A 21,831-nucleotide genomic window follows, 5' to 3' on the forward strand; every position below is an offset into this window, starting at 1 on the left:
TGCTCACAACCTTCCTGGGGACGTGTGCGATACCTAGGAACGCTACGGAGAACCACGCGGCATTTCCCCGCCTTGCAGGGCCAAATCCGTCATGCCCGGCCTGTCCCCGCGGGACGGAATTCCGCCCTTGATTCGCCAATCGGCGATCCAGCAGCCGGTCCGGCCGCACAACACCGGGTTCAGGTCGAACTCCGCGATGCCGGCATCGGACGCCAGCAGCTCGGACGCGGCGACGACGGTGCGCGCCAGGGCGTCGAGGTCGGCCGGCGGCCTGCCGCGTACTCCGGTGAGCACCGGGTATCCGCGCAGGCGGCGCAGCAGCCGGTGGGCGTCGGACTCGTCGAGCGGTGCGAGCGCGAAGGCGACGTCGTCGAGCACGTCGGCCAGCACCCCGCCGAACCCGACCATGATCGCGGGCCCGAACCACGGGTCGCGTATCCCGCCGACGACGATCTCCACCCCGGTGCCCATGCGTTGGACAAGCAGGCGAGCGCCGGCTTCCAGTGCGAGCAAGTCCACCGCGGCCTCGGCCACCGCACCCTCGTCGGACAGATCGAGCCGCACCCCGCCGCGATCGCTCTTGTGCTCCAGCGCGGGATGGACCACCTTCACCGCGACCGGATGGCCGAGCTCACGTGCGGCGGCGACGGCCTGGGCAGGCGTGTCGCACAGGCGCCACGCCAGCACGTCGAGGCCGGCTTCGGCCAGCAAGCGAGCCCCCGCGTCGACGGGAAGCCGGCCCGGCGGCGTGCGACGGCGCGACGTGACCGCCGGCATGGCATGGCGGGGGAGCGGGCGGCCGACCGCGTGCCCGACCGCGCGGGCAGTCCGTTCCGGCCAGTCGAAGCACGGCACATCCGCCAGCTGCTGCACGCCCGCCCGCTGCCCGCGGGAGGCCACCCAGCACACGTACACCGGGACGTCGCTCCTCGCGGCGGCGGCGCGCACCGCCGCGGCGACCTCCGGACTGGCCGCGCGCTGCAACAGCACGGCGACGATCGCGTCCACCTCGCCGGAACGAGCCAGCCGGTCCACGACCGCCCGGTACAACTCCGGAAAGCGATCCCACGCCGTCGTGACGTCGACCGGGTTGCGCGGGCTGCCCAGTTGCGGCAGCACCGCCGCGAGCTCGTCACGCAACTTGGCCGAGAACTCCGGCACCTGCGCCCCTGCGGCGCTGAGCAGGTCGGTGAGTTCCACGCCGGTACCGCCGGAGTTGGTCACCACACCCACCCGCCGGCCCGCAGGCAGCGGCCGGTGGTCCAGCGCTCGTGCCGTGTCCAGCATCTCCAGACCCGACCGTGCCACGATCACCCCGGCGTCCTCGAGAGCGGCCACGGCGATGCGGTGCCGGCCGGCCAGCGCCGCCGTGTGCGAGAACGCGGCCCGAGCGCCGCTCGGCGAACGCCCGGTCAGGGCGACGACGACGGGCTTGTGCGGGGTGATCTCGCGCGCGGCCGTGGCGAACTCACGGCCGTCCGGCATCGACTCGGACAGCACACAGATGGTGCGGGTCTGCGGGTCGGCACCGAGATACCGCAGCAGTTCGGCGTCGGCGACGTCGGCCTTGTTGCCCGTGGCGCAGACCTTGGCGAAACCGGCCGCGTCGTCGACGCCCACGGTGTGCACGGCCATCCCGTAGGACCCGGACTGCGTGACCAGGCTGATCCTGCCGGGGGCGGCCAGTCCGCCGGACAGTGAGGCGTTCATCGGCAACGCGCAGTTCTGCACACCGAAGCAGTTCGGCCCGACGATCCGGACTCCGGCACGGCGGGCGGCCGCCATCAGCCGTTCCTGGCGCCGCACGCCCGCGGGCCCGGCCTCGGCGAATCCGCCGCTGATCACCACCGCCGCGGTGACCCCGGTGGCCTCCGCGACGATCTCCGGCACCGTGTCGGCGGGGGTGACCAGCACCGCGAGATCGGCGCGCACGTTCCGCAGACTGGGTACCGTCGGCACGCCGCCCACGGTCGGCGCACGCGGGTTCACCGGGATGACGTCTCCGGGGAACGAGCGCAGGTTGTCCCAGAACATCTTGCCCGCCGAGCCTGGCCGATCGGACGCGCCGACCAGCGCGATCCGGCTCGGCTCGAACACGGCGTTCAGCATGCGCAGGGGAGTCCGTCGTGGAAGTCGAACGTGCGCTCGAGCTCTTCGGGAGCGAACTCCAGCCGCCGCACACCGAGCGGGTCGATGCCGCGCACCGCGGCCAGTTCCGCGCTGCTGGGCGGGCCGACCTGGCGCAGGTCAGCGGCCACGCGCAGCTCGAACCCGGTTGCCGCGCGCACGGTGTCCGGGTCGACGTCGGGGAAGATCTGCCGCAGCCTGGCATGCCCTTCCTCGTCGAAGTCGAACACACCCAGCTCGGTGACCAGCCATTGCGGGCCGCCACCGGTGAAGCCCAGCTCGGACCGGGTGCCCGCCCGCGTGCGGTGGCCGAGGTCGGTGACGAAATCGCACTCCTCGACCAGCGTGCGGCCGGACCGGTGGCGCGTGGTCCACAACGTCAGCTGCCGGATGGTGGCGGACAGATTGCAGCCACCACCACCGCCGCCGAGCTTCACCTTGGGGGACTCCAGCGGCCCGATCGCGGTGACGTTGGTGTTGCCGTACCGGTCGATCTGGCCGCCGGAGAGGAACATCCGGTCCACGTCGCCGCGCGCCGCGGCGTCGAAGAACTCCTCGATCCGCATCCGGTAGGCGGCGCCACGCTGCAAGCTCGCGTCGTTGCTGGTCGGCGGGATGAACGGGGGATCGGGATTGATCGCGTACATCGCCCCTTCGACCAGGACCATGTCGCGCGCGAACGTGGTGCGGGCGACGTGCATGGCGACCTGGGCGCACGGGCTGCCGAAACCGTGGAACACGACTTCCCGGTTGCGGATCGTGCGAGCCAGGGTGATCACGAACCACTCGTCGATGGAGAAGCTCATACGAACAGCTCCTTCCACTGTTCGGTCGATTCCGCCCAGGTGCCGAGACTGCGCAGCCGGTCCTCACCGACGGCCTTCTGGTAGGCCTCTTCGGACGGCGTTCCGGTGACGTAGCGCTGCAGGTAGTCCTCCAGCGCGGCGCCACCTTGCGCGGCCGCGCGCACGTACTCGCCGATGTGCGCCCGGTCGTAGGCGTAGTCGGGGTAACAGGAGGACGGGTGCGCCCCGTACGGCACTTCGACCACCGCCGACACCAGATGCGCGGGCACGGTGATTCCCGCTCGCTGCACTTCCTCGGTCGAGACCACGCGCTCGACGGAGACGATCACCTCCCGTGACGCCGCCGCGAAGCGCTCGTCCAGGACATACGGCTGCTCCAGGTGAACGTTCCCGTGCCGATCGGCCATGGGGGCGTGGATCAGCGCGACGTCCGGGCGCAGCGGCGGGACCGCTACCAGGCGCTCACCGGTGAACGGGCACGTCACGAAGCCGTACTCGGGGTGGAGCCGGGGGATGTCCGTGCCGACGACGCCGCGGACCGGCATGAACGGCAATCCGGCTTCCGCTGCCCGCAACTGGGCGATCAGGGTGCCGCAGCAGCTCTCCCGGACCTCGATGGTGCCCGCCTGGGCGGCGCGGCGGTACGCGGGCGCAAGCCCGAAGTCCTGCTCGAAGCCGACGTAGCTCTCCTCGCACACCGCCAGCGCTCCCGCTGCGACCAGCAGGTCCACGTCGATGCCGTGTGCCGATCCGACGACGTGCAGGCCGGAGCGGCCCTGCCGGACGAGCTCGCGGACCATCGCCATCGGCAGCCGGGCGGACAGCCCGCCGCCCAGCGCGACCACCGCCCCGTCGTGCACCATCTCGATCGCGCGCGACAGGCCGGTGAGCTTGTCCGGGTTCACATGAAAGGCCATGGCGTCTCCATCCGCTCACACCGCGGTCATGCCGCCGTCGGACGCGACGATCGAACCGGTCATGAACGAGGCCTCGTCGCTGGACAGGAACAGCGCCACCCGGGCGATCTCCTCGGGTGTGCCGAGCCTGCCGATCGGGTACTTGGCCACCGTCTTGGCCAGGCCCGCTTCCAGGTCCCCGTCACCGCGGGCGCGCAGCAGCGGCTCCATCAGCGGCGTGAAGACCGTGCCGGGACAGATCGCGTTGACCCGGATCCCGTCGGAAGCCAGGTCGGCCGCCATCGACCGGGTCAACGACACCACCGCGCCCTTGGCGGCGCAGTAGGCGGCGAAGTTCGGGATGCCGGCCAGCGCGGCCACCGACGCCTGGTTGACGATCGCCCCGCCGCCCGCCTTCCGCATGTGCGGCACCGCGGCGCGGGAGCACAGGAACGTGCCTTTGACGTTGACGGCGAAGCAGCGGTCCCAGTCCTCCTCGGTGGCCTCGGCGACCGAGCCGGTGCTGTTGACGCCGGCGTTGTTGTACAGCACGTGCACCGCGCCCCACTCGGCCGCGGTCCGGTCGATCGCTGCTTGCACGCTCTCCGCGGAGCTCACGTCGACCGCGACCGCCATGGCCGTCCCGCCTGCCGCGGTGATCTTGTCGACGGTTTCCTGCGCGGCGTCCTGCCGTACGTCGAACACGGCCACGGCCGCTCCTTCCGCGGCGAACAACTCGGCCGCTGCACGTCCGATCCCGGATCCTGCGCCGGTGATCACTGCGGTGCGTCCTCGCATGCGTCCGGACATCGACTCCTCCCGGTGGGTCAGGCCGCTCGGGGTGATTGCGGTTGGCTGGCCAGCCGGACGGCCGCCTGTGCGGCGAGCAGTACCGGCTCGCGAACGGGGGCGTAGGGCGGGGCGTACGCCAAGTCGGCTTCGGCCAGTTCGGAGACGGACAGCCCGGCCTGCAACGCCACGGCCACCGCGTCGATCCGCTTCGCGACCCCGTCGCCGCTGCCGACCATCTGCACACCGAGCAGCCGGCCGTCGGGGGTGTGCACCATGCGGGTGTGCACCGGCTGGGAGCCGGGGTAGTACTTGGCGCGGGACATCCCCGTCACCTCGGTTGCCATCGCGGGCAGGCCCTCGGCGCGTGCGTCGGTTTCGGTGAGCCCGGTGCGGGCGACGGCGAGATCGAAGACCTTCGCCACGGCCGTTCCCACGATTCCGGGGAACGTCGCCGAACCGCCCGCGGCCACCGTCCCTGCCACCCGCCCGGTCTTGTTCGCGGCAGGGCCGAGCGGCACCGCCGCGGGCCTGCCGAGCACCCGGTGCCACGGGGCGATGCAGTCGCCGGCGGCGAACACGTCGGGCACCGACGTACGCATGTGGTCGTCGACCAGCAACCAGCCACGGGAGTCGGCGCGCGCACCGGCGATCAACTCACTCGCGGGCCGGACACCGGTCGCCAGCACGACGGCGTCCACCAGCACCTCGTCCGAGTCGATCTCGGCCAGCAGCCGGTCTCCCACCCTGGTCACCCCGGTCACCTTGGCGCCGAGCCGGAGGTCGACGGGCTGCCGCCGGACTTCCTCCTCCACGAGCGCGGCCACGGACGCATCCAGGTTCGGCATCACCTGGCCGAGGGCTTCCACCACGGTGACCGTCGATCCCCGGTGCACGAAGGCCTCGGCCATCTCCAGCCCGATGTAGCCTGCCCCGACGATGAGCACCCGGCCGAGCCGTCCGGCGTCCAGCAGGCTGCGCAGGCTGATCGCGTCGGGCAGCGAACGGACGGTGAACACCCGCGGATCGTCCAGCCCCGGCACGTCCGGCCGGACGGGGGTGGCGCCCGTGGTCAGCACGATGCGGTCGTAGCCGAGGCGCCGCTGATGGCCGTCGTGGCTGTAGGTCACCGTGCGGGTGGCGGGATCGATGCTGTGCACACGGGCATGCAGGCGCAGATCGATCCGCCGCCGGCGGCGGAAGAACTCGGGGGAGTAGGCGGCCAAGGACTCGACCGACTCGATCAGGCCCGCGACGTAGTACGGCAGCCCGCACAGCCCGTAAGCGGCGTAGCCGGTGGCCTCGAGTACCACGATCTCCAAGTGCGGATCGGTCCGCCGGGCCGCCGACGCGGCAGACATGCCCGCGGCGCCGCCGCCGACAACGACCAGTCGACCAGGCATGCCATCACTCCTCACGTCTGCCGCTCACGGTAGGGAAGGCAAGCCCGCGCTCCTATGTCCCAGCGGGCCGAAGCGCCGGGTGACGTTGGTACCGGCAGGACACAGACGCCCCGGCTGCCGCCGCCTACGGTCGAAGGCACTACCAGCGGCGTCGTGCGGGAGGTCGGCAATCGTGGTGTGGGATTCGCCGGGGTTCTTGGACCTGCCTGCTCGCCCGGGCAAACCGCGCAGCGCAGGAGTCACCCATGTGCTCGACAGGGGCGTGCCGGTGCCGTATCTGGAGGCCGTGCTCACCCAGGCCGGTGACCTGGTCGACGTGCTCAAGATCGGCTGGGGCACCGCGTACGTCGACCCGGCAGCCAAGGACCGGGCGATGCTGTGCCGGTCGGCGGGCATCACTCTCTGCCTGGGGGGAACACTGCTGGAAATCTGCTACGCGCAGGACAAGGTCGACCAGCTCGTGGAGTGGGCGAACGGGATCGGCGTCGCCGCCGTCGAGGTCTCCGACGGGCTGTGCGCGATCGGCCGGGACCGCAAGGCCGAGCTGATCCGGCGACTGTCCACGGACTTCACCGTGCTCGCCGAGACCGGCGCCAAGGACAGCACGGTGCCGGTGGTCGCCGCCGACTGGGTGGACGAGATGGAATCCGACCTGGCCGCCGGAGCCCGCTGGGTGGTGGTGGAAGGCCGGGAGAGCGGCACCGTCGGGCTGTATCACCCCGACGGCAGCCTGCGCACCGAGCTGATCGAGGAGATCCAGACGCGCCTGCCGGTCGACCGGGTCATCTTCGAGGCACCGCGCAAGCCGCAGCAGGTGTGGCTGATCGACCACTTCGGACCGCAGGTGAACCTGGGCAACATTCCGCTGGAGGATGCGCTCGCGGTGGAAACCCTGCGGCTGGGCCTGCGAGCGGACACCGCAAGGGTGCACCGATGATCCCGCTGCCCGCGCCGAACACGATCACCCGCCCGTACCGCGGATTGTCGGTACAGGAGACGGACCTGGACCTGACCCCGGAAGCCGTGGAGGCGTGGCTGCTCGGCCGCGAGGTGTACCGCCGCACCGACTACCTGGCCCTGCGCAACGGGGACCGCGTCGCCCTGGTCGCGGTGCGCAGGGAGTCCGACGAGCCGCTGTTCTCCCCGGTCGTCGAGGCGCGCGTGCTGGCAGCGGGCCCGGAAGTCGTGTTCGTGCACTCGCCGGAGACGGACGTCGGCAACGCCACCGCCTTGGCCCGCGCCGCACAGGCGCACGCCCGGCCAGGTGCCAAGGCCTACCTGGTACAGGGCCGCCACGAGCACGTCAACTTCATCTGGCGGCCGCAGCCGGTGCGGATCGCCGTCACCGAGGTCGTGCCGCCCGAACCGCCGAAGCTTGTGGCGATGGCCGAGCAGGCGATCGCCTTCGACGAGCAGCTGCCGCCGATCGAGCTCGTGGCGGACGTGCTCGACCTGCGCACGCTGGCGGCCGAGCACCCGGCCGACACGTATCTCCTGCCCTGCCGTGGCGCGGGGACGCACATCGCCGGGCGACTGGAATTCCTCGACACCCGGCCCGCCGAACGCCTGGACTGGACGCTCGTCGGCTGTGAGCGTTCCGCGCAGTTCCATCGCCACTTCTACGGAAACGACGCGCCGCGGGTGGACATCTGTCCACGGAGCACGCACGACCTGGCCGCGACGGCGCAACCGACCCTGGCCAAGTGCTGCCTGCTGGAGCGCGGTGTGCAGCAGGTCGGCAGCTCCGTCGTCGTACCGTGGGGCTCGAATCTGGACGAGGTGCGCGGCGCGCTGCGCATGCTCGTCGGGCTCCACCCAGCGGAGCAACCGATCACGGCCGGGTGAGCGTCATGGGCGCCCACATCACCGACTCCGTGCTCTACCGGCACCTGTGGGGCACCGACGAGGTGCACGCACTGCTGGACGACGAGGCGAAGATCCAACGCTGGCTCGACGTGCTGGCTGCGCTGGCCACGGCGCAGGCGGAGGTGGGGTTGGTCCCGGCCGACGCCGCCACCGCGATCACCGAGCACGCCGACGTGGGGTTGCTCGACCTGGCGGAGGTGGCCGCCGAGACCAGGGCCTGCGGCCACTCGACACTCGGCCTGATCCGCTGCCTGCGGCGAGTGCTGCCCGAGCACGCCAGGGAGTGGGTCTACTACGGTGCGACCGTCCAGGACCTGACCGACACCTGGACGTCCCTGGTCATGCGGGACGTGACGGACCTGGTCGTCACCGAGCTCGCGCGGCTGGAGTCGGCCGCCGTCGCGCTGGCCCGTCGCCACCGGGACACGGTCATGCCGGGGCGGACGCACGGGCAGCCCGGCCTGCCGATCACGTTCGGCTTCAAGGCGGCGGTGTGGGCGGCCGAGCTGCGGCGCCATCGCAGCCGGCTGGCGGAGGGACGGTCCCGCTGGGAGATGGTCCAGCTCGGCGGGGGACTGGGCACGATGGAGTTCTGGGGCGAGCGTGCCCTGCCCCTGTTGGAGGCGTTCGCGCGGCGGCTCGGACTGGGTGTGCCGGACATACCGTGGATCACCGCACGCGACTCGGTGGCGGAGTTCGCCGGTGTGCTGGCGTTGATCACCGCCACGGTCGGCAAGATCGGGCAGGAGATCTACCAGCTGCAGCGCCCGGAGATCGGTGAGGTGTCCGAGCCGTTCACGCCCGGCCAGGTCGGCAGCATCACGATGCCGCACAAGCGCAATCCCGAGCTGTCCGAGCACCTGGTCACGCTGGCCCGGTTGGTGCGCGCGGACGCCGCCGTGGCCGTGGAGGGCATGGTCAGCGAGCACGAGCGCGACGGACGGGCATGGAAAGCCGAGTGGGCGATCGTGCCGGAGATCTGCCTGTACACGCACGCCGCGGTGAGGCTGGCCGTCCGGCTGCTGGAAGGCCTGCAGGTTCACGCCGACCGGATGCGAGCCAACGTCGACGCCGCGAGGGGCTACTTGCAGTCCGAGCGGGTCATGCACGCACTGGCCGCGCACGTCGGCAAGCACGCCGCGCACGAGGCCGTCTACCGCGCGGCGATGGCCGGGCGTGAACGCGGCGTCGACCTGCGCACCGCTCTGCTCACCGACGCCACCGTCGCCACCTACCTGAGCGCCGAGGAGATCGACCGCTGTCTGGATCCGACGGCCGCGCTGGGAGCGACGGGTCAGCTGATCAACCGGGTGGTGGGGCAGTGAACGGACTGGACGCGCTGCCCCGGGTGCCCCTGGCGACATTGCCGACGCCGCTGCACCCGGCGCCGCGGCTGTCCGCCGAGCTCGGCGTGGACGTCTGGTTCAAACGGGACGACTTGACCGGGCTCGGGCTCGGCGGCAACAAGGCTCGCGGCCTGGAGTTCCTGGTCGCCGACGCGATGGAACGTGGTTGCGACTGCATCGTGACCGGAGCGGGGGAGCAGTCGAACTGGGCGGCGTTGGCCGCGCTCGCTGCACGCCGGTGCGGTCTCGAACCACACCTGGTCTTCTACGGCACCCCCGGCCGGCCGGTGGGCAACCTGCTGCTCGACCGGTGGGCGGGCGCGACGATCCACTACACCTATGACGCCGAACGCTCTTCGGTCGACAGGACCATCGACGAGCTGTGTGCCCGGCTGCGGCGAGCCGGACGGCGGCCGTATGCGATTCCTCGCGGCGGCGCCACTGCACTCGGCGCGGTCGGATACCTCCTTGCCGGGCTGGAAGTCGACAGCCAGCTGCATGAGGCCGGGCTGAAGCCGGCGACGCTGTGGCTGGCGACCGGCTCCTGCGGCACCCAGGCCGGCTTGGTGGCCGCGGCCCGGTGGCTGGGCAGTGCGTACCGGGTGGTGGGGGTCAGCGTCAGCCGCCCCGTCCGGGAGTGCCTGCAGCGGGTGGCGCACCTGTCCGACGGCGCAGCGGATCTGGTTGCGATGCGCGGCGAGGCGGACGACGTGCACGTGCTCGACGGCTACATCGGCCCCGGCTACGGCAAGCCGTCGGATGCCGGTGACGAAGCCACCGCCCTGGTGGCACGCACCGAGGGGATCCTGCTCGACCCGGTGTTCGGCGCCAAGGCGATGGCCGCGCTGATCGCGCACGCTCGCTCGGACCGGCTGGAGGGGCCGGTGGTGTTCCTGGTCACCGGGGGATCGGCGACGCTGTTCGCCAGGAAGGGGCCGGTATGACGACCACTCCGGACGGCTACCTCGGGGCCGACACCAGGATCGCCGCCGGGCCTGCTCCGGAACTGGTCGAGGCCGGGTATCAGGCGGAACTCGCCGACGCGCCGTTGCTGCATCGCGGGCTCGGCCTGGCGGACCTGGCGCACGTGCTCGAGCTGCACGACGTCGGGGTCATCCCCCCATCGGACATGGCGGAACTGCTGCGGGTCCTGCTGGAGTTCGTCCGCACCCCGGCCGACGCATTCCCCTACGACGCCGTCTACGGCGACGCCTACAACAGCCGCGAACGTGAACTGGAACGACGGTTGGGCAAAGTCGCCGGCTGGCTGCACACCGGCCGAACCAGGCGGGAAGCGGGCCGGATCGCCTTCCGGATGGCCGTGCGCGAACGGCTGGTGACCCTGCACGAAGCGGTGTCGGGTTTCGTGGCCGCGCTGCGTCGGCGTGCCGAGGACGAAGCGGCCACCGTGTGGGCCGACACGACGTACCTGCAACCGGCTCAGCCGTCCACCTTCGGGCACTACCTCGCCGGTTTCGCCGTCGAGGCCGCCCGCCACCTGGACCGGGTGGAGGCCGCGTACCGCTGGTTCGACTTCTGTCCCGCCGGTGTCGGCGGGGTGGCGGGCAGCCGCGTGCCGCTGGACCGGGACCGCCTGTGCAGAGCGCTGGGCTTCGCCGCGCCCGGACCGCACACGCGCGACGTGATGTGGGCGGTGGACGGCCTGGCCGATGCCGCACTGGCGGCCACCCAGGCGGCGACCACCGCCGACCGGCTCGCCGAAGACCTGGAGATCTTCACCAGTCCCGGCTTCGGGTACGTCGAACTGGACGCCTCGCTGTGCCGGGCGTCCGTGCTGCTGCCCCAGAAACGCAATCCGTACGCGCTGGCGGTGATCCGCTCCGGGGCGAACACGCTCATCGGACGCACAACCGGGCTGCTGGTCAACCAGCGCACGCCGTCGGCACGCACGGACAACTGGCTGCGCTCCTACGGCGAGCTGGCAGCCGTCGTCGAACTGGCACAGCAACTGGTGTCCCTGGCAGCGAGGGTGGTGGACACGCTGCGGGTGCGGCGAGCTGCGCTGTTCGAGGCGGCGGGAAGCCACTTCACCGGGGCAGCGGATCTCGCCGAATGGCTGGTGTTGCACCACCGGCTCGACTACCGCACCGCATACCGGCTTGTCGGCCGCGCCGTGGCGGCGGCAGTCGAAGCGGGACAGGACGCGCTGCAGCCCGCAGGCCTGGAGCAGGCCGCACAGACGCTCGGGCTCACGCTCGACCTGACTGACCAGGAGGTAGCCGCAGCCATGGACCCCGCGGGGAACGCACTCGGCAGGCACGCGCTCGGCGGCAGTGCCCCCGACCAAGTGCGTGCCGTCGCCGAGCGGCTGGCCTCCCGGCTGGAGGCCGGCGAGGGTTGGCGCCGGGCCGTGCGGGAGCGGACCGGACGGGCCGAGGAGGAGCTGGTGCGGCGCGCTACAACGCTGTCCAGCCCCCATCGATGGTCAACGCGTGCCCGGTGAGATAGCGCAGCCGAGGATCGGCCACCAGGGCGACGGCTTCGGCGATCTCGTCCGGCTGTGCCACGCGCCCCAGCGGAATCGCGTTCTCCACCCGCTGGCGCAGTTCGGGGACGTCCAGGCGCCACTGCGTCATCGGGGTCTGTACGAACCCCGGGCACACCGCGTTGGAACGGATGCCCATTGATGCGTAGTCGACCGCGATCGACTTGGCGAACATCAGCGCGGCGCCTTTCGAGGCGGTGTAGGCACACCGCTGCGGGAACGCCACCTGCCCGGCCACCGACGCGATCGTCACGATGTGGCCGGAGCCGCGCTCGATCATCGACGGCAGCACCGCCTTGGTGCACAGGAACGGCCCGCGCACGTTGACCGCGATCACCCGGTCCCACTCGTCGACCGGGGTGGTGTGACAGATCGTGGCCTCGGCCGAGCCGGAGATGCCCGCGTTGTTCACCAGCAGATCGACGCGGCCGAACTCACCGAGGACGCCGTCGATCGCAGCGGTGACGGATTCCGGGTCGGACACGTCCGCGTAGACGGCGATCCCGCGGCCGGGGGCGACCTGGTTCACGATCTTCTCGGCTGCGCCGGCGTCGACGTCGAGCGCGGCAACGGTGTAGTCGTCGGCGGCGAGCCGACGGCAGATCGCTGCGCCGATGCCCGACCCGCCGCCGGTGACCACGGCCACGTGCGCGGTCACAGGTTCTCCAGCCTCTTCCGGCCGGCGCGCAACCGGGACAGCTGGATGAAGTGCTCGGGGTTGAGGAACAGCTCGTTCATCCAGCCCAGCTCGTCGATGGTCAGGCCCTCCGGGCGATGAATGAGGTAGTCGAGGTACTGGAAGGCGTCCTTGGCCCCGTAGCCGACGTGGTGGGCGCCCAGTACCTTGCGGGAGGCGCCGTCGACCACGAGCTTCTGGAAACCGGACAGCTCCGGCTTGCGGAACGCATACAGCATCGTGCCCTCGGCGCACGGCAGCGGCAGGTTCACGGTGTCCAGCTCCGCCACGGTGGGAGGCATCTGGATGATGATGACGTCGTCGTAGCGTTCCCGCGCCTCGGCCTCGCTCAGCCCCACCCACGTGACCTCGTACGTGGTGTGCAGGAAGTCGGGGAACTCCGAGTAGTCGAATTCGCAGTGCTCGCCCATGATGGTGCGGGCCGCGGTCACGCCGGACTTGCGGGCCTTGAACATCTCCATCGGCCCGTCGATCATGTCTCCCACCGCGTAGACCCCCGGCACGCTGGTGCGCATGCTCCGGTCCACCACCACGCGACCGGTGTCGGAGACCTCGATGCCCAGGACGTCCCGGGCGTGATCGACGGTCGGCCGTTCGCCGGTGGCCAGGAAGACGAAGTCGGTCTCCAGCTCGACCTCGCGCCCGGAGGCCAGCCGCACGGTCACCCCGCTGACGTGGCCGTCGTTCGAGCGGACCGCGACGGGCTGCGCGCCTTCCAGGGTGGTGATGCCGCGCTTGCGCATGCCGTCGACGACGTAGCGCCGCAGGTCTTCGTCCACGTGATGCAGGTTCTTGGTGCGCATCAGCGGTGACCGTGACACGATGGTCGTCGGGCAGCCGGTGGCCTGGAAGAACGAGCCGTACTCCATCGCCACCTTGCTGCCGCCGATGACCACGCAGCTGGTCGGTTCGTAGTCGATGTCCTCCACGAACGTGGCGAAGTCGTAGACGCCGTGCGCATCCAGGCCGGGAATGTCGGGTTTCGTGGGGCGCGCACCCATGGCCAGCACCAGGTTGCGGGCGGTGAAGCGCCGCCCGGCCGCCTCCACCGTGGTGCGGTCGACGATCGTCGCGCGCGCGTTGAGGACGTACTCGACCTCGAGCTGTTCCTTGGTCTGCCAGTTCATGAAGGCATGCGCGCTGCTGCGGCCGGCGCGGAAGACCTTGACCATCTCCAGGATGCTCGCCCTGGCGGGATCGAACGGCGGGAAGAACATCTCCCCGGAGAACCAGCGCATCCGGTCGAGCTCCTCGGCGGCTTCGGAGAACAGATGGTGCGGTACGCAGGCCTGGTGCGGACACGACCCGCCAAGGAACGGCCAGGCGTCGACGATCAACGGCCGACCGCCCATGGCCTTCAGATAGGCCGCGCCGAAGCGCCCGGCCGCGCCACCGCCGACGAAGATGGCGTCGTACACCGGATCGGCGTCGCCGTCGATGTTGAGTATCGGCTCGGACTTCTCGTCCGCAAGGCTGGCCTCGATGAGTTCGTTCCACGCGGCCAGGTTCAGCTTCGTGTTCCTGATGTCCACCACTGCCACCGCCCGAGTCGGTCCTGAACGTGATCCCGACACTAGGGCCGCGCGCGGGCGTTGGCTCCGGCCCAGCGGGGCAAGGGTCCGGGCGTCGGTTGGCCGCTCAGGACATGGTGACCGTGGCCGGCGGCAGCACGTCCCACGCGGGCAAGCAAGCGCCGCGAGTTCGCCCCGGCAAGCCGAATCGCCCCGGCTCGAACTGCGTCAAGGTTGACCCATGACTTCACGCACCGACACAGTGACCGAGCTTGTGACGAGGGCGCGCCGGGCCCAGGAGGCGATCGCCGGCTACACCCAGGAACAGGTCGACGACTTGTGCGCGGCCGTGGCATGGGCGGTGGCACGGCCCGATCGCGCGGAAGCACTGGCGAAGCTGGCGGTGGACGAGGGTGGCTTCGGGAACTACGCGGACAAGGTCACCAAGATCAACCGCCGGGTGCTGGGGGTGCTGTCGGACATCCGCGACGTCCGCACGGTCGGGGTGATCGAGGAAGACCACGAACGCGGGCTGACGAAGATCGCCAAGCCGGTGGGTGTGGTCGCCGCGCTGATCCCGACGACCGGACCGGACGCCACGCCACCGGTGAAGACGCTGTTCGCGTTGAAGGGATGCAACGCCATCATCGTCGCGCCGCATCCGCGCACGGCCGAGACGACCGCGACCGTCGTCAAGTACATGCGGGAAGCGTGCGAGCAGGTCGGTGCGCCCGCGGACCTCGTACAGGTGGTGGCCGAGCCGTCGCTGGAGGCGACGCAGGAACTGATGCGGCAGGCCGACCTGGTCGTGGCGACCGGAGGCGCGGGCATGGTCCGGGCCGCGTACAGTTCCGGCACCCCGGCCTACGGGGTCGGTGTCGGCAACGCGGTCCACGTGGTCGACGAGACGGCCGACCTCGACGACGCAGCCGACGCCATCGTCGCGGCGAAGACGTTCGACTGGGCCACGAGCTGCCTGGCCGACAACGCGATCGTGCTGCACGACGACGTGTACCAGCCGGTCGTGGACCGGTTGCTGGCGCGTGGCGGCTACCTGTGCTCGGCGGAGGAGAAGTCGGCTCTGCAACAGGCGATGTGGAAAGAAGGCAGCTCGGTGCCCCGGCCGGACGTCGTCGCCAAGTCCGCCTCGGTCATCGCCGAAAAGGCGGGATTCTCCGTGCCGGACGGAACGACGTTTCTGATGGTGCCCGAGGAAGGGGCCGGACCGGAGTACCCGTTCTCCGGGGAGAAGCTGTCGGTGGTGCTCGCGGTGTACCGCTACCGCGGCGGGATCGACGAGTCGATCCGGTTGGTGAACGACATCACCGGGTACCAGGGCCTGGGGCACACCTGCGGCATCCACTCCACCTCGGAGGAGAACGTGCGGCTGCTGGCCGAGCGCACGAAGACCGCACGCGTGATGGTCAATCAGAATCTCAACGAAGGCGCAGGCTCCCCGCGCAACGGGCTGCCGTTCACCCTCAGCCTCAGCTGCGGAACCTGGGGCGGCAACATCACCACGGAAAACGTCAACGCCCGGCACTTCGTGAACGTGACCTGGGTTTCCCGGCCCATTCCGCCGCGCACGATCGACGAAGAGGAGCTGTTCGCACGTCACTGGGCCCGCTACGGGCGGTGAGGCTGCGCGGCCGGGAGGACTGGCTGGGGGAGACCGCGGCAGCGTCTCGATCCGCCGGCCCCCGGGCGCGTTCGTCCTGCGCGCCCGCAGCGGCCGCGGTGTCGGCCGGTCACGACCGCAGGGCTCGCAGCGTCCGCCAGGCGCGGGTGGCCAGCTGCAGGTTGAACTGCGTGTCCGGATCGGTCAGGTCCAGCCCCGAGATCTCCCGGATGCGTTGCAGCCGGTACTTCAACGTGCTCCGGTGCACGCACAACGCCGTGGCAGCCCGGTCGTACGCACCGCCGCATTCCAGGTACTGGCTCAGGGTCTCGACCAGTTCGGAGTGCCGCTTGGCGTCGTAGTCGATCAGCGCGCCCAGCCAGCGCCGTACCAGCCGTTCCACCACGGCGGGATCCTCGACCTCCCCGAGCAGCTGGTAGACCCCGAGATCGTCGTAGCTGACCGCCTGGTCCGGGCCGCGCGCGCTGCGCTGGATCTTCAGCGCGATGGTGGCCTCCCGGTACGAGCGGGGGAACTCGCTCGGCCGGTCGCACCGGCCCCCGATGCCGATCCGGCACCGGCCGCCGCCGAGCTCGGTCAGCACCGTCTCCCGGAACGCTTCCCAGTCCACCTCCCGGTCGGCCAGCACCACCACGGTGTCACCACGGGTGACCAGCATCGACCCCACCGCGGAAGCACGCATGGCGCGGCGCACCGCGTGGAAGAACATGTCGGCGTCCTGCGTTCTGCCCCGGCCTTCCAGCACCAGCACCCAGTGCGGCCGTTCCAGGTCGTAGGAGAGGGCACTGGCGCGCGCCAGCGCGCTTTCCTCGTCGGTGCCGGCCAGAAGTTCCTCGACCAGGTCGCGCCGCAGCCGCAGCTCCGTCTCGGCCAGGCTGCGCAACCGCACCAGCTCCATGGCCAGCACGGTGCCCGCGTACTCCAGCGCCAGCAGTTCCTGGTCCCCTGCGGTGGCGCTGGGGTCGATCAGTGCGACGACTCCGATCACGTCCGGCCGCGGGCTGGCCACCGCGAGCATCCTGCCGCCGTCACGGATCGGCCGTCCTTCCCGCAGCGCGCGCCGGAGCAGCTGTTCGCGCCGTGCGGGCGGGTCCTTGGGGTAGGGGGTCGGCCGGTGCGGCCCGGCCCAGGATTGCAGGTTTCCGTACCGGTCCTCGATCGCCACCGGGTAGCCGGTCAGTTCGTGCAGCGCCGCCGCGATGCCGTCCCTGCCTTCGTCGGCCAGGGACACCTGGGTGAAGCGTTCGTGGATGCGGGTGGTGCGTTTCAGCGCTTGCACGGTCGCCCCTAGGCTCTCGTTCGCTGCGCGCAGCTCGGCGGCGGTGGCCCGCTCCTTGGCGTGCGTTCGCGCGTTGACGAGCGCGGAGGCGGTCTGCTGGGCGAGCGCGTGCAAGACGAACTTCTCGTCTTCGGTGGGTATGTCCACCTTTTCGTCCGCGCTGACCAGAAGGTAACCGACGAAGCTTCCGACGCTGCCCAACGGCAGTGCCCACGACCAGGCACGGCCGGGAAGACGCACCGGCCCGCCGTTGCGGCCGAGTGCCGCCAACTGGGTGGTGACCGCCTCCCGGGCTACCGGATCCGACAGGGCGGCCTGGACGGCTTTCCAGGTGCCTTCGATGAGGTAGGCGCCTTCGGCCCGGCAGCGTGCGACCGACGGCACCGAGCTGGCCGCCAGGCGCAGGATCTGCTCCTCGTCGCAGCTTTCGGTCATCAGCATCGACAGAATGAGCAGGCCGCGCATGTTGGCCAGCTGATGCCGCAGCGCCAGGTCCGACTCCGCTCGCTGGGCCGGAACGACCGCCGAGCTCACCGCCGCCCCGCCAGGAACTCGTCCGGGTCGATGTAGTACGGGTTGCTCAGCAACATGCCCCCGAGGATGACCTTCGGATGGGTCTTCAGCACGTCCATGAGCACCTCGCCAGAGAACCGCTCCAGGTCGTACAGGCACAGGATCGCTTGCGGGTAGCGGGGGAGGAACCGGTTCAGCTCGGCCTCGTAGGCGATGAGCTCGTCCACCCCCGGCTGGCCGCTGAGTGACCACGTCATCTCGCCGACGGCACGCGTGAAGGCATACCCCTGGGCACAGGCTCCGCCGATGGCCTCGTCCCAGAACTCGAGCATCGCTTCGGTGGAGAACGCACCACCGCGCAGATAGGTGTCGGCCGACCGCCGCACGTCGAGGGTGCGATCGGCGACCGAAGCCGTGATGTCGATGTCGGACGCCAATGCGGCCAGCACGGCTTCCGGTTCGGTGGTGTCGACGACGCACAGGCACTTGTCGCCGTTGAGCAGCCCCTGGCGCAGGTAGGGGATCAGGATCTCGTCGCGTTCCGCCAGCCCGCGGTAGAAGACGCAGAGATGGTCACCAGCGGTGACGTGCACGCCGGGCCCGTCGAGCACGGCAGCGTTCGTGTCGAGGCCCGGCATCGTCACCACTTCCCTCCAGGGAGCCCAGCATACGGCGGAAATGTGACGCAGGATACGTCCGACTGGGTCGAGGAACCCGGAGAACGTCGTCCTGCCAGGACGAACCGAGGGCACCCGGTGGCCTCCGGATGGCGCATTCGCCAGGTGGGCATGGCCGCGGTCCGGCACAAGTTGTCCGACGCCGGTACGAGTCGGAAGAATCGGACCCCGCGTCGGGGGTTACACCGACGAGTGATTCCATGGCGTCCGACTCGTGGCGGCAGGTACGAGTCAGGCGCCGGACGTGGAGCGGAGTTGAGCAGATGCAGACCCTTGAGCGAGTGAGTGCGGTGGTCGGCCGGTGGTTCGCGCTCATCGTCGTCGTGGCGGGCGGAGTGGCGTTGCTGGCCCCGGAGACGTTCGCCGCGGGCGCTCCCGCCGTTCCCTGGCTGCTCGCTGTGATCATGCTCGGCATGGGCATGACGCTGCGGGCCGGCGATTTCGTGGTCGTCGCGAAGCGGCCGTGGGCCCTGTTGCTCGGTGTTGCCGCGCAATACGTGGTGATGCCGCTGATCGGCTACGGGCTCGCCGTGGTGCTCGGCCTGTCGCCCGAGCTGGCGGCGGGCATGGTGCTGGTCGGTTCGGCTCCGGGCGGCACCGCGTCGAACGTGATGGTGTACCTGTCGCGCGGCGACACGGCCCTGTCCGTGGCGATGACGACCGTCTCCACGCTGCTCGCGCCGCTGCTGACTCCGCTGCTCGTCCTGCTGTTGGCCGACGAGTTCCTGCCGGTCGACGCGGGCGGGCTGTTCGTGTCGATCGTGCAGATCGTGATCGTGCCGATCGTGATCGGGCTGCTGTTGCGGGCGCTCGTCCCGTCGTTCGTCGACCGGATGCTGCCTGCGCTCCCGCTCGTGTCGGTCACCGGGATCACGATCGTGGTGATGATCGTGGTCGGCGGAAGCTCGGCGACGTTGCTGTCGGTGGGCCTGCTGGTGATCCTCGCCGTCGTTCTGCACAACGGGCTGGGGCTGCTGCTCGGCTACGGGATCGCGGCCGCCTGCCGGGTCAGCGTGCCCTCCAGGCGCGCCATCAGCATCGAGGTCGGCATGCAGAACTCCGGCCTCGCCGCCGCGCTGGCCACTGCTCACTTCAGCCCGGTCGCCGCGCTGCCGTCGGCGATCTTCTCCGTCTGGCACAACGTCTCCGGTTCGATCCTCGCTTCCTACTGGTCGCGTCGCGGGGGAGTGCCTGCGACGTCCGACGAAGACCGCGAGAATCCCGTCGCCGAGCCGGAGAGCTGAACACCCCTCCGGGCGTACATGGCCGTCTCACCCGGGGCGTGCCTCGGGCAGCACCCACGGCAGGCGGCATTGTCAGTTGCCTGACAGGCGACGCTCTGCACGACATCGAGCAACGGCATGCCGTACGTGGCACCTGGGGACCGTCTCGTCTGAGACTCCGGAACACCGGAGGCTCGGCGAAACCGGCAAAGTTCTCGAAGGATGCGAGGGTAGCGGGCGGTCGCCCGGCGGACCCGATCATCCACGGACAGCGTCGCTCCAGGCTGCATTGTCCCGTGAGGTGAGTGGTCGTGTCCGGAGAAGGACATGCGTACTCGTCGCTCGGCCGTAGAGCGCTCGCGCGTCAACGGGACGAGGCGCGGCGTTCGTCGGTGGGAGACGCCTGACTCGCGGGCTTGCAGCGCCTCGCATGGACGATGCCTCCTCATCTGCGGCCCGCTCCGGAAACATCCTCGCGCCTTCGACTGTCATTGGCCGCGAACGGGTCTCCGGCCGGGGGAGCTGGTTCCGGCCGCTTTCACACTGACCGTCACGTCGTGTCGGCTCAGTTGCGGTCCGCTCCACCTTCGGCGGCAAGCCACGGACGTAAGGCACAGGCAGCATAGGCACCTTCACATCAGGCGGATCCGATCAGTTTAGTATTGCATCCAACTTAGGAAGACTGCATACTTCCGCCATGTTCACTGCTCCGCCTGACCGCCTGAGCCGCCCAGCCCTGACCGGATCGTTCGGAATGGCCGCGTCGACCAACTGGGTCGCTTCCGCCGTGGCGCAAAGCGTGCTGGAACGCGGCGGGAACGCGTTCGATGCCGTCGTTGCCGCAGGATTCGTGATGCACGTCGTGGAACCGCACCTGAACGGGCCTGGCGGAGACCTTGTCGCGCTGGTGACTCCAGCCGGCGGAGACACCATGGTGGTCAACGGGCAAGGTCCCGCGCCGCAGGGCGCCGACATCGCGCACTACCGGTCGCTCGGGCTGGAGTTCGTCCCCGGAGCCGGAGCGCTCGCCAGTGCCGTACCTGGCGCGGTGGAGGCCTGGCTGGTGATCTTGCGCGAACTCGGCACGTGGGAGCTGCGTGATGTTCTGTCGTACGTCCTGCACTACGCCGAGGTGGGGCATCCGCTGCTGCCGAACGCGGCCAGTACCATCGCGTCCGTCGCCGATCTCTTCCGCGACCACTGGCCGACGTCCGCCAAGCTGTGGCTGGTCGACGGTCAGGCGCCCGCTCCGGGGACACTGCACAAGAACCCGCAGTACGCCCGTACGTTGCGCCGCCTGCTTGCAGCCGCCGACACCGGCGCGACCCGGGAAGCTCGTATCGAGGCCGCGCTGCGCGAATGGAAGACCGGATTCGTCGCCTCCGCCGCCGCGAAAGCGGCCCAGACCCGGCACCGTCATGCTGACGGCAACGACTACGCGGGGGTGCTGTCGGTCGACGACTTCGCCGAGTTCACCGTGAAACTGGAGGAACCGGTACGGCTGACGTTCCGGGGCACCACGGTGGCCAAGGCGGGGTTCTGGTCACAAGGTCCGGTTCTGCTCCAGACGCTGGCCATCCTCGACCATTTCGACGATGCCGACCTCGATCCGTCGACCGAGCGCGGCGTGCACACCATCGCCGAGGCCCTCAAACTCGCGATGGCCGACCGCGATGCCTACTACGGGGACGCTCGCGACGACCACGGAGTCTTGCGGACCCTGCTTTCGCCGGAATACGCCAAACAGCGTGCCGCGCTGATCACGTCTCGCGCGTCGACGGAATGGCGGCCGGGAACAATTCCCGGCACCTCCCCGTACTTCCCGCCGCTGCGCACCAAAGCAGAGGTGGACGCCGCGGTGACCAATGCGTCCGCGATTGGCGAACCGACCGTCCGCCCGACCGGGGAAACCCGTGGTGACACCGTGCACATCGATGTGATCGACCGGCACGGCAATGTCGTGTCCGCGACCCCGTCGGGCGGTTGGCTGCAGTCCAATCCCACGATCGACGAACTCGGCTTCTGCCTGGGCACCCGCCTGCAGATGACCTGGCTCGACCCGGCGAGCCCGTCCGCGCTCCGTCCCGGCCGCCTGCCCAGGACGACGCTGAGTCCGACGATCCTGGAACGCGGCTCCGTCGCGGTGTCGGCGCTCGGCTCGCCCGGCGGAGACCAGCAGGACCAGTGGCAACTGCTGTATCTGCTGCGCACGTTGGTCGGCGGCTACAGCCCGCAGCAGGCGATCGAGTCGCCGATGTTCCACACCACCGCCGTCGCACAGTCGTTCTGGCCCCGGGAATGGACCCCGGGCGGACTGGTCGTGGAAGCGACTCTCGGCGCGGACGTCATCGAAGGCCTGCGCCGCCGGGGACACGCCGTCACCGTGTCCAATCCCGGCAACCTCGGCAGGTTGTCCGCCGTCGACCGGGACCCGGTCTCCGGCCAGATGCGCGCGGGTGCCAACCCGCGTGGTGCACAGGGATACGCGGTGGGGCGGTAGCCCCCGCCGTCCCGGTGCCGAAAGCCCCAGTTCGTACCGCACGTCTGACGAAG

Annotated in this window: 17 protein-coding genes; 8 read left to right on the top strand and 9 right to left on the bottom strand. The window is 70.4% G+C overall.

From position 1 onward, the window contains the following. Positions 1-42 precede the first annotated feature (42 nt). The 5 genes from CXP56_RS00865 to CXP56_RS00885 are packed head-to-tail and all read right to left on the bottom strand — an operon-like array spanning position 43 to position 6,021. Positions 43-2,109 carry an acetate--CoA ligase family protein gene (locus CXP56_RS00865; protein ID WP_286899172.1) on the bottom strand — a complete coding sequence of 689 codons (2,067 nt, stop codon included), beginning with the start codon at positions 2,107-2,109 and terminating at the stop codon, positions 43-45. Further along, a complete protein-coding gene (locus CXP56_RS00870; protein WP_286899174.1) occupies positions 2,103-2,933 on the bottom strand; it encodes a CoA-transferase subunit beta in 831 nt (276 codons plus the stop codon). Before CXP56_RS00870 ends, CXP56_RS00865 begins: the two co-directional genes overlap by 7 nt. Then, positions 2,930-3,850, bottom strand: coding sequence for a CoA transferase subunit A (locus tag CXP56_RS00875; RefSeq protein WP_286899177.1), 921 nt, complete (start codon positions 3,848-3,850; stop codon positions 2,930-2,932). Before CXP56_RS00875 ends, CXP56_RS00870 begins: the two co-directional genes overlap by 4 nt. A gap of 15 nt (positions 3,851-3,865) precedes the next feature. Continuing rightward, a complete protein-coding gene (locus CXP56_RS00880; RefSeq protein WP_286899179.1) occupies positions 3,866-4,639 on the bottom strand; it encodes an SDR family NAD(P)-dependent oxidoreductase in 774 nt (257 codons plus the stop codon). 17 nt (positions 4,640-4,656) lie between these two features. Continuing rightward, a complete protein-coding gene (locus CXP56_RS00885; RefSeq protein ID WP_286899181.1) occupies positions 4,657-6,021 on the bottom strand; it encodes an FAD-dependent oxidoreductase in 1,365 nt (454 codons plus the stop codon). A gap of 172 nt (positions 6,022-6,193) precedes the next feature. On the opposite strand from CXP56_RS00885, the gene CXP56_RS00890 reads away from it, so the two are divergent. Genes CXP56_RS00890 through CXP56_RS00910 form a run of 5 tightly spaced genes read left to right on the top strand, consistent with a single transcriptional unit; the run spans position 6,194 to position 11,697 of the window. After that, complete coding sequence (locus CXP56_RS00890) at positions 6,194-6,958, top strand: phosphosulfolactate synthase (RefSeq protein ID WP_245566503.1); 765 nt, start codon at positions 6,194-6,196, stop codon at positions 6,956-6,958. Continuing rightward, positions 6,955-7,866, top strand: a complete 912-nt coding sequence (locus tag CXP56_RS00895; protein ID WP_286899185.1) for an XcbA family protein — start codon at positions 6,955-6,957, stop codon at positions 7,864-7,866. The genes CXP56_RS00890 and CXP56_RS00895 overlap by 4 nt, the downstream gene beginning before the upstream one ends. 5 nt (positions 7,867-7,871) lie before the next feature. Beyond that, a complete protein-coding gene (xcbD, locus tag CXP56_RS00900; RefSeq protein WP_286899187.1) occupies positions 7,872-9,212 on the top strand; it encodes a 3-sulfopropionylcysteine synthase XcbD in 1,341 nt (446 codons plus the stop codon). After that, positions 9,209-10,177, top strand: coding sequence for a 1-aminocyclopropane-1-carboxylate deaminase/D-cysteine desulfhydrase (locus CXP56_RS00905; RefSeq protein WP_286899189.1), 969 nt, complete (start codon positions 9,209-9,211; stop codon positions 10,175-10,177). Before xcbD ends, CXP56_RS00905 begins: the two co-directional genes overlap by 4 nt. Further along, positions 10,174-11,697 carry a lyase family protein gene (locus CXP56_RS00910; RefSeq protein WP_286899192.1) on the top strand — a complete coding sequence of 508 codons (1,524 nt, stop codon included), beginning with the start codon at positions 10,174-10,176 and terminating at the stop codon, positions 11,695-11,697. Before CXP56_RS00905 ends, CXP56_RS00910 begins: the two co-directional genes overlap by 4 nt. On the opposite strand, the gene CXP56_RS00915 is transcribed toward CXP56_RS00910, so the two are convergent. Then, on the bottom strand, positions 11,651-12,397 hold the full coding sequence (locus CXP56_RS00915; RefSeq protein ID WP_028845989.1) for an SDR family NAD(P)-dependent oxidoreductase: 747 nt from the start codon (positions 12,395-12,397) through the stop codon (positions 11,651-11,653). The genes CXP56_RS00910 and CXP56_RS00915 overlap by 47 nt on opposite strands. Beyond that, positions 12,394-13,968: an FAD-dependent oxidoreductase gene (locus CXP56_RS00920; protein ID WP_028845988.1), complete on the bottom strand. Its 1,575-nt coding sequence runs from the start codon at positions 13,966-13,968 to the stop codon at positions 12,394-12,396. The genes CXP56_RS00915 and CXP56_RS00920 overlap by 4 nt, the downstream gene beginning before the upstream one ends. Before the next feature lie 220 nt (positions 13,969-14,188). Between CXP56_RS00920 and CXP56_RS00925 the strand changes: the two genes are divergently transcribed. After that, complete coding sequence (locus CXP56_RS00925; protein ID WP_028845987.1) at positions 14,189-15,586, top strand: aldehyde dehydrogenase family protein; 1,398 nt, start codon at positions 14,189-14,191, stop codon at positions 15,584-15,586. Between the two features lie 109 nt (positions 15,587-15,695). Here the strand turns inward: CXP56_RS00925 and CXP56_RS00930 are convergent, their stop codons facing one another. Both CXP56_RS00930 and CXP56_RS00935 read right to left on the bottom strand, forming a co-directional pair. Then, positions 15,696-17,399: a PucR family transcriptional regulator gene (locus CXP56_RS00930; RefSeq protein WP_286899196.1), complete on the bottom strand. Its 1,704-nt coding sequence runs from the start codon at positions 17,397-17,399 to the stop codon at positions 15,696-15,698. Further along, positions 17,396-18,016, bottom strand: a complete 621-nt coding sequence (locus tag CXP56_RS00935; protein ID WP_286899198.1) for an MEDS domain-containing protein — start codon at positions 18,014-18,016, stop codon at positions 17,396-17,398. Before CXP56_RS00935 ends, CXP56_RS00930 begins: the two co-directional genes overlap by 4 nt. Positions 18,017-18,336: 320 nt before the next feature. On the opposite strand from CXP56_RS00935, the gene CXP56_RS00940 reads away from it, so the two are divergent. Continuing rightward, positions 18,337-19,299 (top strand): bile acid:sodium symporter family protein, encoded by a 963-nt coding sequence (locus CXP56_RS00940; protein ID WP_342665079.1) that lies wholly within the window; start codon positions 18,337-18,339, stop codon positions 19,297-19,299. A gap of 676 nt (positions 19,300-19,975) precedes the next feature. Continuing rightward, positions 19,976-21,778, top strand: coding sequence for a gamma-glutamyltransferase family protein (locus tag CXP56_RS00945; RefSeq protein WP_028845983.1), 1,803 nt, complete (start codon positions 19,976-19,978; stop codon positions 21,776-21,778). The last annotated feature ends 53 nt before the right edge of the window (positions 21,779-21,831 follow it).

The organism is Thermocrispum sp., from assembly GCF_002919275.1.
Classification (GTDB): Bacteria; Actinomycetota; Actinomycetes; order Mycobacteriales; family Pseudonocardiaceae; genus Thermocrispum; species Thermocrispum agreste.

What these genes read in the sequence shown, in the direction of transcription:
- CXP56_RS00910 (WP_286899192.1), top strand. Translation starts at nt 10,174, where the DNA reads ATGACGACCACTCCGGACGGCTACCTCGGGGCCGACACCAGGATCGCC.
- CXP56_RS00875 (WP_286899177.1), bottom strand. Translation starts at nt 3,850, where the DNA reads ATGGCCTTTCATGTGAACCCGGACAAGCTCACCGGCCTGTCGCGCGCG.
- xcbD (WP_286899187.1), top strand. Translation starts at nt 7,872, where the DNA reads ATGGGCGCCCACATCACCGACTCCGTGCTCTACCGGCACCTGTGGGGC.
- CXP56_RS00935 (WP_286899198.1), bottom strand. Translation starts at nt 18,016, where the DNA reads ATGCCGGGCCTCGACACGAACGCTGCCGTGCTCGACGGGCCCGGCGTG.
- CXP56_RS00895 (WP_286899185.1), top strand. Translation starts at nt 6,955, where the DNA reads ATGATCCCGCTGCCCGCGCCGAACACGATCACCCGCCCGTACCGCGGA.
- CXP56_RS00925 (WP_028845987.1), top strand. Translation starts at nt 14,189, where the DNA reads ATGACTTCACGCACCGACACAGTGACCGAGCTTGTGACGAGGGCGCGC.
- CXP56_RS00865 (WP_286899172.1), bottom strand. Translation starts at nt 2,109, where the DNA reads ATGCTGAACGCCGTGTTCGAGCCGAGCCGGATCGCGCTGGTCGGCGCG.
- CXP56_RS00945 (WP_028845983.1), top strand. Translation starts at nt 19,976, where the DNA reads ATGTTCACTGCTCCGCCTGACCGCCTGAGCCGCCCAGCCCTGACCGGA.
- CXP56_RS00880 (WP_286899179.1), bottom strand. Translation starts at nt 4,639, where the DNA reads ATGTCCGGACGCATGCGAGGACGCACCGCAGTGATCACCGGCGCAGGA.
- CXP56_RS00870 (WP_286899174.1), bottom strand. Translation starts at nt 2,933, where the DNA reads ATGAGCTTCTCCATCGACGAGTGGTTCGTGATCACCCTGGCTCGCACG.
- CXP56_RS00885 (WP_286899181.1), bottom strand. Translation starts at nt 6,021, where the DNA reads ATGCCTGGTCGACTGGTCGTTGTCGGCGGCGGCGCCGCGGGCATGTCT.